The sequence below is a fragment of the Haoranjiania flava genome, assembly GCF_025631005.1.
GTDB lineage: Bacteria > Bacteroidota > Bacteroidia > Chitinophagales > Chitinophagaceae > Haoranjiania > Haoranjiania flava.
In genome coordinates this window covers 231482-248031 of sequence record NZ_JAOTPL010000004.1, presented here as the reverse complement: position 1 = coordinate 248031, position 16550 = coordinate 231482, and the positions used below count along the sequence as shown (strand labels likewise).

At 43.5% G+C, this 16550-nt stretch carries 14 protein-coding genes; 8 read left to right on the top strand and 6 right to left on the bottom strand.

Features of this window, described 5'->3' with window-relative positions; all coding sequences use genetic code 11:
- Positions 1 to 204: 204 nt before the first annotated feature.
- A complete protein-coding gene (locus tag OD355_RS04875; RefSeq protein WP_263037334.1) occupies positions 205 to 2616 on the top strand; it encodes an outer membrane beta-barrel protein in 2412 nt (803 codons plus the stop codon).
- 79 nt (positions 2617 to 2695) lie between these two features.
- Here the strand turns inward: OD355_RS04875 and OD355_RS04870 are convergent, their stop codons facing one another.
- Positions 2696 to 3250: an L-threonylcarbamoyladenylate synthase gene (locus OD355_RS04870; protein ID WP_263037333.1), complete on the bottom strand. Its 555-nt coding sequence runs from the start codon at positions 3248 to 3250 to the stop codon at positions 2696 to 2698.
- A 51-nt stretch (positions 3251 to 3301) separates the two neighbouring features.
- Here OD355_RS04870 and OD355_RS04865 point away from each other — a divergent pair, with 51 nt between their 5' ends.
- The 4 genes from OD355_RS04865 to OD355_RS04850 all read left to right on the top strand — a co-directional run bounded on the left by OD355_RS04865 (position 3302) and on the right by OD355_RS04850 (position 7628).
- Complete coding sequence (locus OD355_RS04865) at positions 3302 to 4108, top strand: 2,3,4,5-tetrahydropyridine-2,6-dicarboxylate N-succinyltransferase (RefSeq protein ID WP_263037332.1); 807 nt, start codon at positions 3302 to 3304, stop codon at positions 4106 to 4108.
- A gap of 48 nt (positions 4109 to 4156) precedes the next feature.
- On the top strand, positions 4157 to 4504 hold the full coding sequence (panD, locus tag OD355_RS04860) for an aspartate 1-decarboxylase (RefSeq protein ID WP_263037331.1): 348 nt from the start codon (positions 4157 to 4159) through the stop codon (positions 4502 to 4504).
- 110 nt (positions 4505 to 4614) lie between these two features.
- Entirely contained in the window at positions 4615 to 6735 is a 2121-nt protein-coding gene (gene ppk1, locus OD355_RS04855) for a polyphosphate kinase 1 (protein ID WP_263037330.1), read from the top strand.
- Positions 6732 to 7628 carry a Ppx/GppA phosphatase family protein gene (locus OD355_RS04850; RefSeq protein ID WP_263037329.1) on the top strand — a complete coding sequence of 299 codons (897 nt, stop codon included), beginning with the start codon at positions 6732 to 6734 and terminating at the stop codon, positions 7626 to 7628. The genes ppk1 and OD355_RS04850 overlap by 4 nt, the downstream gene beginning before the upstream one ends.
- Here the strand turns inward: OD355_RS04850 and OD355_RS04845 are convergent.
- From OD355_RS04845 to OD355_RS04830, 4 genes are read right to left on the bottom strand one after another with little or no spacing between them, the layout of a single operon-like run.
- A complete protein-coding gene (locus OD355_RS04845; RefSeq protein WP_263037328.1) occupies positions 7625 to 8206 on the bottom strand; it encodes a hypothetical protein in 582 nt (193 codons plus the stop codon). The genes OD355_RS04850 and OD355_RS04845 overlap by 4 nt on opposite strands.
- On the bottom strand, positions 8199 to 9254 hold the full coding sequence (locus OD355_RS04840) for an agmatinase family protein (protein ID WP_263037327.1): 1056 nt from the start codon (positions 9252 to 9254) through the stop codon (positions 8199 to 8201). The genes OD355_RS04845 and OD355_RS04840 overlap by 8 nt, the downstream gene beginning before the upstream one ends.
- Positions 9255 to 9314: 60 nt before the next feature.
- Complete coding sequence (locus OD355_RS04835) at positions 9315 to 10460, bottom strand: glycosyltransferase (protein ID WP_263037326.1); 1146 nt, start codon at positions 10458 to 10460, stop codon at positions 9315 to 9317.
- 1 nt (position 10461) lies between these two features.
- Positions 10462 to 11274, bottom strand: coding sequence for an alpha/beta fold hydrolase (locus tag OD355_RS04830; protein WP_263037325.1), 813 nt, complete (start codon positions 11272 to 11274; stop codon positions 10462 to 10464).
- A gap of 79 nt (positions 11275 to 11353) precedes the next feature.
- Between OD355_RS04830 and OD355_RS04825 the strand changes: the two genes are divergently transcribed.
- Positions 11354 to 12067, top strand: a complete 714-nt coding sequence (locus tag OD355_RS04825; protein ID WP_263037324.1) for an SAM-dependent methyltransferase — start codon at positions 11354 to 11356, stop codon at positions 12065 to 12067.
- Here OD355_RS04825 and OD355_RS04820 read toward each other — a convergent pair.
- Complete coding sequence (locus tag OD355_RS04820; protein WP_263037323.1) at positions 12061 to 12678, bottom strand: hypothetical protein; 618 nt, start codon at positions 12676 to 12678, stop codon at positions 12061 to 12063. The genes OD355_RS04825 and OD355_RS04820 overlap by 7 nt on opposite strands.
- 188 nt (positions 12679 to 12866) lie before the next feature.
- Here OD355_RS04820 and OD355_RS04815 point away from each other — a divergent pair, with 188 nt between their 5' ends.
- Together OD355_RS04815 and OD355_RS04810 are read left to right on the top strand one after the other, a co-directional pair.
- Positions 12867 to 13271: a hypothetical protein gene (locus tag OD355_RS04815; RefSeq protein WP_263037322.1), complete on the top strand. Its 405-nt coding sequence runs from the start codon at positions 12867 to 12869 to the stop codon at positions 13269 to 13271.
- 29 nt (positions 13272 to 13300) lie between these two features.
- Complete coding sequence (locus OD355_RS04810) at positions 13301 to 16237, top strand: FAD-binding and (Fe-S)-binding domain-containing protein (RefSeq protein ID WP_263037321.1); 2937 nt, start codon at positions 13301 to 13303, stop codon at positions 16235 to 16237.
- The last annotated feature ends 313 nt before the right edge of the window (positions 16238 to 16550 follow it).

Genomic DNA, 16550 nt, shown 5'->3' with positions numbered 1-16550 from the left:
CATGCGACAATAAAGACAGCCGCAAAGCGGCGCACTAAAATTATACACATGAAATGGTTATTCCATGTGGCAACTAAAAAATAAATAAATATATACACATGAAATAGCCATAAGCAAAGTGGCATACCAACCGCGAATGAATAAAGGCTATTCCATGTGACCATTAAAAACAGCCGCAAAGCGGCACACTAAATATATATACACATGAAAATACTACTGTTAAACATCCTATGCCTGTTTGCTTTGAGCGGTTACTCACAGCTTATTGTTTCCGGGCAAATCACAGGCCAGGTAACCAACGATAAAAATCAGCCGGTGCCTTTTGCCACCATCAGGATACAACAGCCGGATTCCACGCAGAAAACAGTGGCAGAAAAAATCACAGATGAAAACGGTAAATACGAGATCGGCCTGCAGCAGCCAGGTGAATATATCTTCCATATTTCTTCTACAGGCTATGAATCCCTGTCCAGGAAAGTTACTGTTTCCCGGGAAGAAAAGCAACTGAATTTTACTTTGCAGAAAAATGCAGAAAACTTAAACGATGTAACTGTTACCAGCTCTGCATCTATGATACAACGCAAGACCGACCGAATTGTGATGCAGGTGGAAAACAACCCTCTTTCGTCCGGAAAGTCTTCTATGGAAATGATGAACCTGGCGCCGGGTGTACTGATCTACAACAACCAGATCACCCTCAACGGTAACGGCGGTGTGCGTGTAATGGTCGACGGGAAAATGCTTAATCTCAGTGGACAGGACCTGGCAAATTACTTAAACTCCTTACGTGCTGAAGATATAAAATCCATAGAGGTAATTGCGCACCCCCCGGCAGAGTACGATGCACAGGGCACCGGCGGACTGATAAACATTGTACTTAAAAAAAACAGGAACTCAGGGCTCAATGGCAGTATTTATGGCAATTACACACAAGGGCGATACGCAGGCACCAGCGATGGCATCAACATCAATTACAAGAAAAATAAATTTTCCTTATTCGGCAACGGATCTTATTACAGCCAGAAAAGATTCGAGGAGCTGGAGCAATACAGGACGCTGGCCAACAACGGTGTGTTTACGGCAAAAAATAATTTTGTCAGCACGGGAACCAACAACCGCCAGAAGGCAGGTATTACTTACGACATCAACGATAACCAGTTCATCAGCCTGGAATACAACAGGGCTTACAATAAATATACTTCGTCCGGCAATGCGCAAACATTAACCACCTTTCCCGATGCATCGCTCAATACCAAAACAGAAGGTACCTACCCCGGCACCTATGCAGCACATTACAACAATGCAGGTCTGCGCTATCAGTTGAAAACAGATACTCTCGGTTCAAAGTTTACCTTTCTGGCCGATTATACCAAAAACAAAGTGGAAAACACCAGCGATATAAGAACCTTTTTATACAATGCACAGAATACGCTGCTTACAGACACATCATTCAGGAATGCTACTCCCGGCGATGCTCAGATCTATACCGCTGACGCCAAGTATACACAGGTGTTCAAGGGGGGCCATACTTTCTCTCTTGGCTCAAAGCTTACTGCTACCCGCATTAAAAACATTGCATTTTTTGAATACCTGCAAAACGGTAAGTGGTACGAAAGCATTAAACAAAACTATCAATATAATTACGATGAGAATATTGTGGCAGGCTATGTAAGTTATGAAGGTGTGATTGCCAAAACCAATGTACAGCTTGGCCTGCGCGGTGAATATACTGACCTTACCGGAATGCTGATAGCGCAAGGCGTAGAGACTCCTAATCCCAATAAATACTTCTCATTATTTCCCAACGTTTACCTCAGCAAAGCTGTTAACAAGACAGGAGATAACACAGTCAATTTTTCTTACAACAGGAGATTTAACCGCCCGTCTTTCCATGAGTTGAACCCCTATGTAGGTTATGCGGATAATTATACCATCGGTATGGGCAACCCTTTCTTAAGGCCGGAATTTAACAACTCTTATGAGCTGGGCTTTACGCTGAAAAATAAATACATGTTCACGCTGAACTACACGCACAACCGCGACATCATCAACCGGGTGATCCGCAATGATGAAAATGATCCGAAAGTAATGATACAGCAGCCCCTGAACTCCGGCAACAGCGACAACCTGATGCTGACTGTATTTGCGCCTGTAAAAATTACCAAATGGTGGAATGCACAAAACACTGCGCAACTAAGCTACCAGAAGATAGAAGCGCCTGAATACAAAATTGAAAAGCCTATTGCCTTCCTTCAATCACAACACACATTCACGGTAAATAAAACCACCAGCTTTACTCTGTCCGGATTCTATATATCCAACTTTATTTTTGCCAATGGGCTCATAAACCCTTTCGGCATGGTAAACGCTGGCTTCAGCAAAAAATTTGCTAAAGACAAGTTTACTTTCAAAGCAAATGTGAATGATATTTTCTACACCCAAACCATTAAAGGCAACATGTCTTACAAAGACTTTATACTGGGCATCAGAAGCAGGCACCAATCCAGGACCTTCACTGTAGGCCTTACTTATAATTTCAAAGCAGGAAAGTCATTTAATGTAAAAAAACTGCAAAGCAGCAGTGAAGAAGAACAAAAAAGGCTGGATAAAAATTAAGTAGTTGTTTGTGAATTTTAATGATAAATACGGCCGGGGTTTCTACTCCGGCTTTTTTTAGCGGCATTATGTATAGCCCTTACCTGATTACCACCACTTCCCCATCCTTCCATTTAATAATTGATGACGGCTCCGAGGGTGTGTCATCGTTCTGGCGGTATTGCACCACATAGTCCACGCCGCGGATAAGCTCTTCGGAAATTTCTTTAAAAAAACGCGGGGCCGGCTCGCCGCTGATGTTGGCAGAAGTGCTGAGCAAAGGCTTTTGGAACCGTTCAATCAATGCCCGGCAAAATGGTTCATTACAGATCCTGATGGCTACGGAACCATCTGCGGCAACAACATTTCCGGCAAGGTGCATGGCCTTTTCATAAATAACCGTTGTAGGCTTTCGCGCTTTTTCCAGGTAGGCAAATACACCAGGGTCAAATGAGCCTACATAATCTTTAAGCATAGCTTCAGTAGTGAGCACCACAAAGCTTTTATTTTCAGGGCGATGTTTAAGCTGTATTATTTTTTCAGCAGCTTCGGCACTGGTTGCATCACAGCCTAAGCCCCAGATGGTATCTGTAGGATATAGTATGGTACCTCCGTTACGCAGTATTTGTAAACTATTCTTTAAATCGTTTTCCATAAAATTTTTAACACGGCTAAAAATACTACATTTGCAAAAATTTTTATAGAAATGAAGGAGCTAATTTTAGAAGCTTGGGAAAACAGGGAGTTGCTTTCAGACAATAAATATACTGATGCCGTAAACAGCGTATTGGAAGAGGTAGACAAAGGAAGGCTGCGCGTGGCAGAACCGGTGGCAGATGGATGGCAGGTAAATGAATGGGTAAAACAGGCGATTTTATTATACTTTTCAACACAGAAAATGCAGACATGGGATGTAGGCCCGTTTGAATTTTATGATAAAATGTTATTGAAAAAAGACTATGCAGCACAGGGCGTAAGAGCAGTGCCTCACGCAGTTGCCCGCTATGGTTCCTTCCTGGGAAGAAATGTAGTATTAATGCCCAGCTATGTAAACATCGGCGCGTACGTAGATGAAGGCACTATGGTTGATACCTGGGCCACCGTAGGGAGTTGCGCACAGATCGGCAAGGGTGTACATTTGAGCGGAGGCGTAGGAATCGGCGGCGTGCTGGAACCATTACAGGCTTCACCGGTGATTATTGAAGACGGCTGTTTCATAGGCAGCAGGGCCATCGTGGTGGAGGGTGTGCGCGTAGAAAAAGAAGCTGTTTTAGGAGCCAGTGTAGTACTTACAAAATCCACGAAAATTTTTGATGTAAGCGGCAGCGAGGTTGTTGAACATAAAGGTGTGATCCCTGCCAGAAGCGTAGTGATCCCGGGCAGCTATCCTAAAAAATTTCCTGCCGGTGAATACAACGTGAACTGTGCACTTATCATCGGGCAGAGAAAAGCAAGCACCGACCTGAAAACCAGCCTGAATGAAGCTTTGAGAGATTTCAATGTTTCTATATAGCCACATAAGGAATTGTAAGTTTAATCAAAACTTATACACAACCCAACAATGAACATACAAGTTTTAAAGTCAAAAATACACAGGGCCACTGTAACCGAAGCCGACCTGAATTATGTAGGCAGCATTACCATAGATGAAGACCTGCTTGATGCAGCCAATATGATTGAAGGCGAAAAAGTACTGGTGGTGAACGTAAACAACGGCGAACGCCTGGAAACCTACATTATCCGCGGCAAGCGCGGCAGCCAAACCATTTGTATGAACGGCCCTGCAGCAAGAAAAGTAGCCGCCGGAGATGTGATCATCATTATTTCTTTCGCCTCCATGGATTTTGAAGAAGCCAAAACATTCAAGCCCCGGGTGATCTTCCCCGACGCATCTAACCGGCTGCCATAGCCAATATTATCTTTTTCTTAAACATGCATTTTTAGCACGTTTTTCAGGCTTGCAGCTTGTCTGCAAATCAGATTTTATGTATAAATTGCCGGCAATACAAATTCATTTTTATGAAGGATAATTTTGTTCCGCGCGATATCAGTTGGCTGAGCTTCAATGCCCGTGTGCTACAGGAAGCCAATGATCCTTCTGTGCCCCTGCATGAGCGCATTCGATTTCTAGGCATACATTCCAACAACCAGGATGAATTCTTCAGGGTGCGTGTTGCAGCCCTCAGCAGGATTGTAGCGCTGGGCGATAAGAGAAATGCTTCAACAAAAAGAGCTACGCTGAAATTAGAGCAGGAAGCCGCACAGGAGCTTGAAGAAATACAAGCTATTGTAATGCAGCAGCAAAGCGAGTTTAACAGGATATGGAACAACATTCAGCAGGAACTCACGCTACATAAGGTATTCATTAAAACCAATGAAAACCTTACCAAACAACAGAAAGAATTTGTAGAGACTTATTTCGATGAGGTGGTAGAATCCAACGTGATACCTTTGCTGGTAGACAACCACAGGAAACTACCCTACCTGCGCGATAAAAGCCTGTACCTCGGCATCGTGATGCGCAAAAAAGAGACAGCGTACGATCAGCGCTTTGCATTGATAGAAATACCGGTATTTGCAGTAGGCAGATTTGTGCTGTTGCCGTCTGATGAAGGCGAGAGCAACATTATATTGCTGGAAGACATTATACGCTACAACCTGCGATATATTTTTGCTTATTTCGGGTATGATACTTTTGATGCACATATTTTTAAAGTGACCAAGGATGCCGAGTTTGATGAAGACAATGACATTAACACCACCCTGGTGGAGAAGATTGAAAAGGCTGTCAGGAACCGCAGAAAAGGCAAGCCCGTGCGTTTTGTTTATGATAAAAACATGAACGAAACGTTGCTGAATTTTTTGATCAGGAAACTAAGCCTTTCGCATAAAGACAACATTATACCCGGCGGCAGAATACATAATTTCCGGCACTTTATGGATTTTCCTGATGTGCTGAAAGATAAAAATGCCCGCAGCAACAAACCATTTAGTCCACCCGGGTTGGACACACTGGAGCGCATCACAGATATTATTACCCGCAAAGATGTGCTTATCAGCACGCCCTACCATTCGTTTACGCCCATCATCACCCTGTTGCGCGAAGCGGCTATGGATCCGGATGTAACAACCATCAAGGTGGCTGCATACCGGCTGGCGGAAAATTCAAAAATTGTGAATGCACTCGTCAACGCTGTAAGAAACGGGAAGGCTGTAACTGTAATGCTGGAGCTGAAAGCACGGTTTGATGAAGAGAATAACCTGGAGTGGAAAGAAAAGCTGGAGATTGAAGGTGTAAAAGTACTGATAGGTGTGCCGCATATGAAGGTACATGCTAAAATCGCCATCATCAAGAAAAAAGTAGGCAGGAAAATACTCCAATACGGCTTTGTAGGCACGGGCAACCTGAACGAAAAAACAGCAAAAATATACGGCGACCATTTTCTGCTCACGTGCAACCGCAAAGTGATGGCTGATATTAATAAAATATTTAAATACATTGAATCCTATAAAACACTTTCGATTGATTACTTAAAAAGCTGTAAGACACTGCTGGTGAGCCCTGTAAGCATGCGCAGCGGCATGATGGCGCTGATAGATAATGAAATCAAAGCTGCCAAAGCAAAGAAACCGGCAGAAATAATTCTAAAAATAAACTCGCTCAGCGATCATACACTTATCAATAAACTGTATGAGGCTGCCTCGGCCGGTGTTAAGGTTAAAATGATCGTGCGTGGCATATTCTGTGCCATCACTGAGAATAAGAAATTTAAACAAAACATATACGCCATCAGCATTGTAGACGAATACCTGGAACATGCAAGGGTGTTTGTTTTTCACAACAACGGCAACGCAAAAATTTATATAGGCTCTGCCGACTGGATGGTAAGAAACCTGGACCACCGTATAGAAGCTGCTATTGAAATAACAGATGCGGCCATTAAAAAAGAACTCATTGATATATTAAACATACAGCTCAATGATAATGTGAAGGCAAGACTGCACAATAAAAACAACCAATATGTGGTAAAAAAAGGAGATAATGCCGTACGTTCGCAATTGGAAATATACAATTATTTAAATGCCAAACTGCGTAACGATACAGCAGAAGTAAGGCCTAAAAAAATACGTACCAAATGAAGTTAGCCGCTATTGACATTGGAAGCAACGCCGCACGCCTACTGATCGTAGATGCCATTCCGGGTAAAGGAAAAAATGTACAGTTCAGCAAGCTGAATCTTGTGAGAGTGCCGTTGCGCCTGGGCTTCGATGTTTTTGACAAAGGCATTATCGGAGAAGAAAAAACACAAATGGTGATGAATACCATGATGGCGTTCAGGAACCTGCTGGATGCCTATGGAGTAAAATACCTGAAAGCCTGTGCTACCAGCGCCATGCGCGATGCAAAGAACAGTAAAGCGATCATAGAAAATGTAAAAAAGAAAACCAATATACAGATTGAGGTGATCAGCGGTGATATGGAGGCAGGGCTGGTATTTGAAAACCAGATTGCCGAAAAGCTGGAAAAGGATAAAGGTTACCTGTACATAGATGTGGGAGGCGGCAGCACCGAACTTAGTTATTACAACGCTGGCAGGCACAAAGCCAAGCAGTCATTCAACATTGGTACTATACGTTTGCTTCGAAAGGATGTAACGCCGGAGATGTGGATGGAAATGAAGGAATTTATAGAAAAAAATATAAAATCAAAAAAGCCGGTGCTGGCGATCGGTTCAGGCGGCAATATCAATAAGGTGTTCTCTATCAGCCGCAATAAAGATAACAGCCCCCTGACGCTCAACTTGCTGAAAGATTATTTTAAGGAGTTTTCAGCACTCAGCGTGGAAGAAAGAATAAATAAATACAAATTAAAAGCAGACCGTGCAGACGTAATCGTTCCGGCGCTGGAAATATATACCAATGTCATGCGCTGGGCAGATGCCAAAGAGATTTATGTACCTAAGATCGGTGTGGCAGACGGTCTTGTGCACCAGCTTTACCACGAAGTAGTTGCGCAGCGCACCGCAAGCTAAGCATCTATGTTTTGCTGTATCAGTTCCCTGCAATAAGCATTAAACTCAGCAGCAGTTTCCGGAGATACATCGCCTTCGATTTCTTTCTGAAAGATGCGGTTATTTTTAAAATCCAGGGTGATCATTTGCCCGCGGATGATCACATTGTTCATCTTTTGCCAGGGATAAAATTTATCAGGGATAGCATTGATGAGAATGCCTTCCTTATCAACGCAGATCTCTTTGTTGAACTTTACAGATTTTTCCAGCAGCCCGATAACGATGTATAAAATTGCCAGCACATATTTCAACACAGGCACAGGGAAATAAAAAAGAAAAGTAAGCCCTGCAGTAAAAAATGCCAGCCTGAAAGAAGGCTTGTATTTGTATGCCGCCACATACACCCAGCTCGACAGGATGATGGCAATAAGCGAAAAAAGAATAATACCATGTTTCCTGGTGGCAGGATTTGAAAAAAACTGTATGGCAAAGTAAGCAAAGCTGCTCACGGAAATAAAGATCAGCAACTGGCTGATCAGCCTGATGATCTTATCATCATAAGACTTCAGGGTAATAACAAAATCAAACTCTTTACTCATTTGTTACGGTATTGCTCATGGTAAGAATATTGCAGAGATGCCAGAGCATCCTGGCGCCCACGTTTGCATCAGTTGCGGTGTCGCCGGTGCCTATCTCTACCAGGTCAAAGCCAATGATCTTCCGGCCGCTTTCCAATACTTTTCTCAGGAGGTAGACAATTTGCTCTGCTTCAAAGCCTCCCTGCACGGGCGTTCCGGTGTTGGGGCAAAGCTTGGGATCAAGGCCGTCTATATCAAAACTTATATACACATGTTGCGGTAAAGTATCGATGATGTTTTCTGTAATAGTATGCCAGTTAGCGCCTTCATATATTCTCTCTTTGATATCCTCATCAAAGAAAGTAGTGATGCGGTCTTTATTTTCATGTATATACCGCCATTCCTCTTCGCAGTAATCTCTTATGCCTATTTGTGTAAGATGTGATACCGACTCAATTTCATTCAGCACATTATACATGATGGATGCATGTGAATATACAAAATCCTCATACGACTTGCGCAGGTCGCAGTGTGCATCTATCTGCAGCACACCGAAATCGGTATACTTTTCAGACAGCGCTTTTATGTAGCCGAAAGGAGTGCTGTGATCACCACCCAGCAAACCAACCAGCTTTCCTTTAGCAATCAGGTGGCGGCTGTGTTCATACACCCAGTCATTCACCAGTGTACTTCCCTCATTAATGTCTTTCAGCCCGCGGCACATAAATCTGTTTGATTCAAGCTCATCGCCGGTAGCAATAAAATCTACGTACAACTCTGCCTCTTTCCTCAGGTAGTCGCTCTTCATCAGTATCTTCTTGTCCACATCCCGCATAAAGAAGCCCTGGCGCCAGGTATCTTTATAATATTTGTTAAACAGGTCTACCTGGAAGCCTGCCTTGAACACATTGTCAAAGCACCTGCCGGTGCCGGCTCCGTAGCTTACGGTCACTTCCCATGGAACGGGTAAGATTATGAGCCTTGCATCTTCTTCGGTAAAGGGCAATCCAAAAATATTATTATCGGGATTGGCTGCGTCATTAGGGTTAAAATTGCTTAAGTCTGCCATTATATCTTTAATTGATCATGCAAAAGTAGTAAGGATTTCAGATAGAAAAAATAAAGCTTGTTAATTTACCTGCCTGCCCTTCCACTGGTAAGTGCCAAACTTGCCAAGCCAGCCGGAAATAAGGGTATAGGCAATGTGGAATGGCTGCATCAGCGGGAAGTATTTGAGTATGGCTTCCTGCCCGAAAAAGCGGCACACGTAGCGCATAAAATTCATTTCAAAAGCAATCTTTACTGCCATAAAAACCAGCAACCATACGAAGTACAGCGGATTGAAGCATCCTGCTATCAATAAAAAAAGAAAACCCAGGTTAAAAAAATATACCACGAAAAGTACGGCTATCACTTTTTTATCATCGTAACTGTCGGCCTTGCTCGCCCACCGAATACGCTGGTTGATGAATGTTTTCACCGTAGGCATGGGCAGCGTAGAGACAATGGAATCCTGTGAAAAAATATACCGCGTCCTGTCCGGATATTGCTTCTGTATCTTCCGCATCAGGAACATGTCGTCGCCGCTCGCCAGGTGCTCAAAGCCTTTAAATCCGTCTACTTCAAGGAACACAGACTTTTTATAGCACAGGTTGGCGCCATTGCACATGCTGTGAAAACCTGCTGAAACCGAAGCTGCCGTAATGCCCTGTAAACTCAGGAAATCCAGGCACTGGAAAATAGAAAGGAAACTACCGGAATTAATAAAACGTACGGGTGCAGCAACAAATACGGCGTTGGTCTCCCGTATAAAGGCATTAAAATTTTTCAGCCAGTTTCCGGGAACCATACAATCTGCATCTGTGGTAATGATCCAATCACCTTTTGACAGCGCGATAGCTTTCTGTATGGCTAATTTTTTATAGGAATTTATTTTTTCTTCAGGAGAAACCAGGTCTTTCATGGCTATCAGCCTAATGCAATCATGCTGTTGTTGAAGCCCGGTAATGATCTTAGCGGTATTGTCTGTTGAGTGATCGTCGATCACGATAATCTCCAGCAAATTCTTATCGTAGTGATTGTTTAAAATAGACAATAAACAGTTGGCAATATTAGCTTCCTCATCACGCGCAGGTATGATCACAGAAAAAAAGCAGCTATCCTCAGAAGCAATGCCGGTAAAGAGTTTCAGTCTCCTGAACCATTTTGTATACAATACAATGATGCCACAGTAAACAATTAAAAGCAAGGCCGGTATCAGTAAAACAAAAAACATATCAGGACATGTAAAATAATTTGGTAATCTCTTTTAAATGCGGCTCGCGCAGCAATATATGGCCGGCATTAATGGTAAACGTGGTAATCTGTTCAGGCGCTACTTTCTTCAGGTGCTTTACCGTTGCCGGAGCAATAACTTTATCGTGTTCACCAAAGAGTACCAGGGCTTTTACATGGTATTTTTGCAGATTCTCGCCAAACTTTTTCAGATCAGGGTGCATTTTTCTGAAAGTGATCCATCGCTTTACCAGTAGTTTCCTTTCTTCTTTATAAGTAATGATCTCTTTGGCCATTACGTACATACTGGCACTGATGGCTTTGATGTTGTAGAAGAATTTAATAAGCTTCTCCGCCCATTTGGAACTGCGGTTGAGCATGCGCAAAAGAAAATTTCCGAAGTGCGTTTCAACGATCAGCCAGTACCAAAAGATTTTATGCATACCGTCAGGCGCCAGTAGCACAAGCTTTTTGATGTGCTGCGGCCGTTGCTGAAAATAGTTTATAGCTATCCTTCCTCCCAGGCTGAAGCCCGCAAGCCAAATATCTTCCGCGAGGTTTTCTTCTTTGGTGATCAACCCCATTACTGCTTCAAGGTCGCTCACAAAAAACATCCGGTGCTCTCTCCAGCGCGTGCCATAATGAAACGGCAGCTCTAAAGAGATCAATGTAAAATCATTGCCTATATAAGGTTCTAACAGCCCGAACTGCTCTCCTCTTGAGCCATAGCCGGGGAAACAAAAAACCGTCTGCTTACCTGTGCCGTAAACAAAATACGAAAAAGTACTATCCAGGTATTGAATATATTTTTGCATTGGAACGCAGCAAAAATACAGGAATGATTTTATTTGCTGATTAAATTTTATATTCGTCAGCACAAATTAAAACAGATCAATGAAGGGCAAAGTATACCTGATACCCTGTGTATTGCACGAAGATGAAAATGCGCTGAATGCAATCCCTACTTACGTTACAGATGCTGTAAAGCAATGCAGCAGTTTCTTCGTGGAGAATGAAAAAACAGCACGCAGGTTCATTAAAAAAATTTACAAAAATTTTGTGGTAGATGACCATTTCTGGATGGCCATACAAAAAGTAGAGAAAGAAACCGTTAACGAATTTGTACGCAGGCTCAGCAATGGAGAAACTATCGGCATACTGAGCGAAGCGGGCTGCCCCGGCGTGGCCGACCCCGGGCAGATACTGGTAGCAAAAGCACAGGAAATAGGCGCGCAGGTTATGCCGCTCGTAGGCCCCAACTCTATGTTGCTTGCCTTAATGGCCAGCGGCATGAACGGCCAGCAGTTTGAATTTACGGGATACCTGCCCATTGAGTCCAATGCAAGGAAAAAAGCCATCAGGGAGATGGAAGAACGCTCGGGGAATAAAAATGCTACTATCATTTTTATAGAAACGCCTTACCGCAACAATGCACTTGTGAATGATATTGTGCAAACCTGCAAAGCATCTGTAAAACTCTGTATTGCTGTAGATATCACAGCTCCTACCGAAAGCATACGCACAAAAACTACCGGTGAATGGAAAAAAAACTTACCGGATATACATAAACGGCCCGCAATATTCCTGCTCTACGCCGGCGCTCACTGATCTAAAACACGATAACCCTGTTTGGGTATATCAAACACGGAAGCAGCCACCGGCAATAAGCTTACAGAGCTGGCAATGTAAGATATCTTAAGGTTATTCTCGCGCGTAGTCTGGTACTCCAGCACCAGCCCCGGCACCTGCTGAAACAGGTATGGATACTCGCTTACAGTAGGCTTTATGTCTTTGGTGTAGTATACCGTGATGCGGTCTCCCGCAGCTTTGGTGATTATTCCTTTGTGGCAGGTGTAGCCCAGTATCTTTTTGATTTCATTCAATGGTTTAAATTCCGCATGCATTAGCCTGGCATTCTGAGCAAGCCAGCTGTCTTTGCTAAGATAGGTAATGAATTTATCAGCGCCGGTCTCTTTTAAAATTACCGAAGTGCTGTCATTGGCATTGAAAAAAACTGATTGTTTAAAATTCCCGAAAACCGTCTCTGTAAGCGTTTTATTACCGCGTACATAAAAAGTTTTAGAAGAAGTTTTAAATATATTTGCAGCATCATTGCCCTCTGCCAGTACGCGGTAAACAACCTTGCAATCGCCTACGGTTACCTGTGCAGAAATAATAGCAGGGAGCATGAATAGCAGCAGCGCTAAATTTTGGTTCAATAATATATTCTTTATTTGCAAACATCTCATGATGCACAATTTAAGTTCGCGTGCATGATCTTCCGGAGATCATCTTATCCGCTGAAATCAATGCAATATCGTGAAATAATCATTCCTTTGCCTATGATTGAATCAACCGGTAACCGGATATAAAATTACGTATTAATTTTTAAATCAATTTTTAAAGAATGAAACGAATAACTTTTTTATTGCTGCTTCAACTGCTTTTTTCCATAATTTCAGGCTTCCTGATTGCACAAATGTCTTTTATAGGCAAGATCGGCATCAAGTTTTTTTACCAGGAATACGGCGTATTCCGTTCCTGGTGGAAGACAGCATTGTTGCTCTTCGGCATTCAGCTGATACTGATACTTCTGCAACATTTCCTTAAAAAGAACTGGCTGTCATGGGCTTTGATGGCGGTGGCTATTCTTGGGCTGGTATTTACATTCAACGATTTCAACAATACTTTTTCCTACCGGCTTTTAAAGGAAAAGTTTCATGTAGGCTTCTACCTGTTTTGGTTAAGCTGGATCTTGCATACCGTTTATTTTCTCCTGTACAATAAAAATGCACGCATCCTAAATAAGTAGTAATTTTAGGGCTGATTCTAAATATAACGATGGCGGATAACCAATTTTTCAGGGCGCTTGCCCGGCAATTCAGTGGCGAACTTTTTTACGACGAAAGCAGCCTGCACCACGCACAGCGCATGATTTACTCTACGGATGCATCGGTATACCAGGAGAAACCTTTAGCAGTTGCATTGCCTCGAAATGCTGATGACATAAGGCTTTTAATAGATTTTGCTATTGCCAACCGTACCACCCTGATACCGAGGGCCGCAGGCACTTCTCTCGCCGGGCAGGTTGTAGGCAACGGCATTGTTGTGGATATTTCCAAATATTTTAACCGAATCATAGAGCTGAATGTGGAAGAGAAATGGGTGCGCGTACAGCCCGGCATCATCCGCGACGACCTGAATGTATACCTGCGGCAGTACGGGCTGATGTATGCGCCTGAAACATCTACCGCAAACAGGGCCATGATCGGCGGCATGATCGGGAATAACTCCTGTGGCCTGCATTCCATAGTGTGGGGAGATGCCCGTACACACCTGATTGAAGCAGAAGTGTTGCTAAGCGATAATTCACAGGCAACATTTAAATATTTTACCAAAGAAGAAATTGATACTAAAGCAAAACAGGATTCGCTGGAAGGGCGTATCTATGCGGGTCTTGCAGGCATGCTGGAAAATGCAGGCAAAGTACAGGATATACAAAACGGCTATCCTAAAAAGTCGCTGACACGAAGAAATACAGGCTACGCTTTAGACCTTTTGCTGGAAGAAAAAGAAAAACATAATGGCGGCTTTAACCTGTGCACCATACTTGCAGGCTCAGAAGGTACCATTGGCTTGATTACTGAAGCAAAGCTTAACCTACTGCCCCTTCCTCCCGGGAAGGAAGCCGTAGTGTGCATACATTGCAGTACGCTTGCAGAGTCTTTACATGCCAACCTTGTTGCGCTGAAGCATAAGCCTATGGCATCAGAACTGGTGGATAAGTACATCATGGACTTCACCAAAGGCCATCTCACTTACCAGCTCAACCGCTTCTTTCTGAAAGGCGATCCTGCAGCATTGCTGATAGTGGAATTCCTGGAAGAGGACGAAAGCACACTGGATGAAAAAGCTGAAAAGCTGATCGCTGAACTCACGCAGCATCGACTTGGCTATGCCTACCCCGTGATCAAAGGAGAAAAAACAAAACTGGTGTGGGATATCAGAAAAGCAGGCCTGGGCCTGATACGCAACATGCCCGGAGATGCACAGCCGGTGAACCTTATAGAAGATTGCGCTGTTGCTCCCGAAGATCTTCCCGCTTACATCGAAGACCTGCAGGAAGTATTGAAAAAATATAAACTTACTGCCTCATACTATGCGCATGCCGGCGCAGGAGAACTCCACGTAGAGCCCATGATTAACCTTAAAACGCAGGAAGGCAAAGAAACTTTCCGTAATGTTTTACGCGATACAGTTGAACTGGTTAAGAAACACAACGGTTCTCTAAGCGGTGAGCACGGCGACGGAAGATTACGTGGTGAATTTATACCCAACGCGCTGGGCGCCAATGTTTATGCGCTTTTGAAAGAGGTGAAGCAGTTGTTTGACGCCCAAAATATTTTTAACGCCAACAAGATCGTTGATACACCGCCCATGAATGAGTTCCTGCGGTATGAGGCGGGAAAGAAAACAACAGCTGTTAAAACTGTATTCGATTTTTCCCGCCAGGAAGGCATCTTAAAGCTGGCAGAGAAATGTTCCGGTTCCGGCGACTGCCGCAAAACCCATCTTACAGGCGGCACCATGTGCCCTTCTTACATGGCTACGCGCAGGGAGAAAGATACTACACGCGCAAGGGCAAATATACTGCGCCAATTTCTCACCAACCATGCGGGTGATAACCCATTTAACCATCAGGAAATAAAAGAGGTAATGGATCTGTGCCTGAGTTGCAAGGCCTGCAAATCAGAATGCCCGTCAAGTGTAGATGTGGCCAAGCTCAAAGCCGAATTCCTGCAACATTACTACGAAGCTAATGGTGTGCCTTTCCGCACCTGGCTGATCGGTAATTTTACCAAAACACAACAGCTGGCTATATGGGTACCTGCATTATACAACCTTGTGGTATCCAATAAAACCCTGAGCGGGCTGGTGAAAAAAACCATTGGCTTTGCTGCCGGCAGGTCGCTGCCAACAGTAGGCAAAACTTCTTTGAGAAAATGGTACAACCGGCATAACAGCCCAGGTATGCCATCCACAAAAAAAGTGGTTTTGTTCTGCGATGAGTTTACCAACTACAACGATGTGGAGATAGGCATTACAACCCTAAAGCTCCTGCAGGCTTTGGGCTATGAAGTGCTGATGCCAAAGCACCTGGAGAGCGGCAGGACTTATCTTTCCAAAGGGCTGGTAAAAAAAGCCAAAAAGATCATCAATGAAAATATAGAAACGCTCAGCAAATACGTAACGCACGATATTCCTATGATTGGCATAGAGCCATCGGGCATCCTCACTTTCAGGGATGAAGCTTTGGACCTTTGCACAGAAGAGAACCGAAGCAAGGCGCAACACCTCTCTGTTAACAGCTTTTGCATAGAAGAGTTTTTGATCAATGAATTTGATAAAGGCCATATTACCACAGAAATGTTTACCAGTGACACAAAACTGGTAAAACTCCATGGCCATTGCTACCAGAAATCTTTTAAGATCGTTCCGGCAATTCACCGCCTGCTGGGCATTCCGCGGAATTATACAGTGCAGACAATACCATCCGGTTGCTGCGGTATGGCAGGATCTTTCGGCTACGAGCAAGAGCATTTTGATGTATCGATGCAGGTGGGCGAACTGGTATTGTTTCCCGCCGTGAGGAATGCCGCGGAAGATACGATCCTTGCAGCTTCCGGCACCAGTTGCCGACACCAGATCAAAGACGGAACGCAGAGAAAAGCATTGCACCCGGTGGAGATATTGTACCAGGCGTTAGAAAAAAGATAGTTATCATGATGAAATTTTTCCAGTGATGCAATAATGCAATTGTGCCGGCTGTTTACGGTATAAAACTTTTCGTATATTGTTGTAACTTTTCAAGTACCAGGATAACGCGTTGCAACTAAAAATAAAAGCGAAGCCTGGAGATACTATCTCCAACGCTAATTTTATGGTTTCATGTAAAATAGGAAAACATTATCACAGATCCGTCCTACCCGCGCAGGTAACGGGTAAGAAATCGCTGAATGAAAAATTAAAAATCCGGATAAAATTCTGCACCGGCAAAATTTATCCTGAAAATCCGTACCTTTGCACCAGT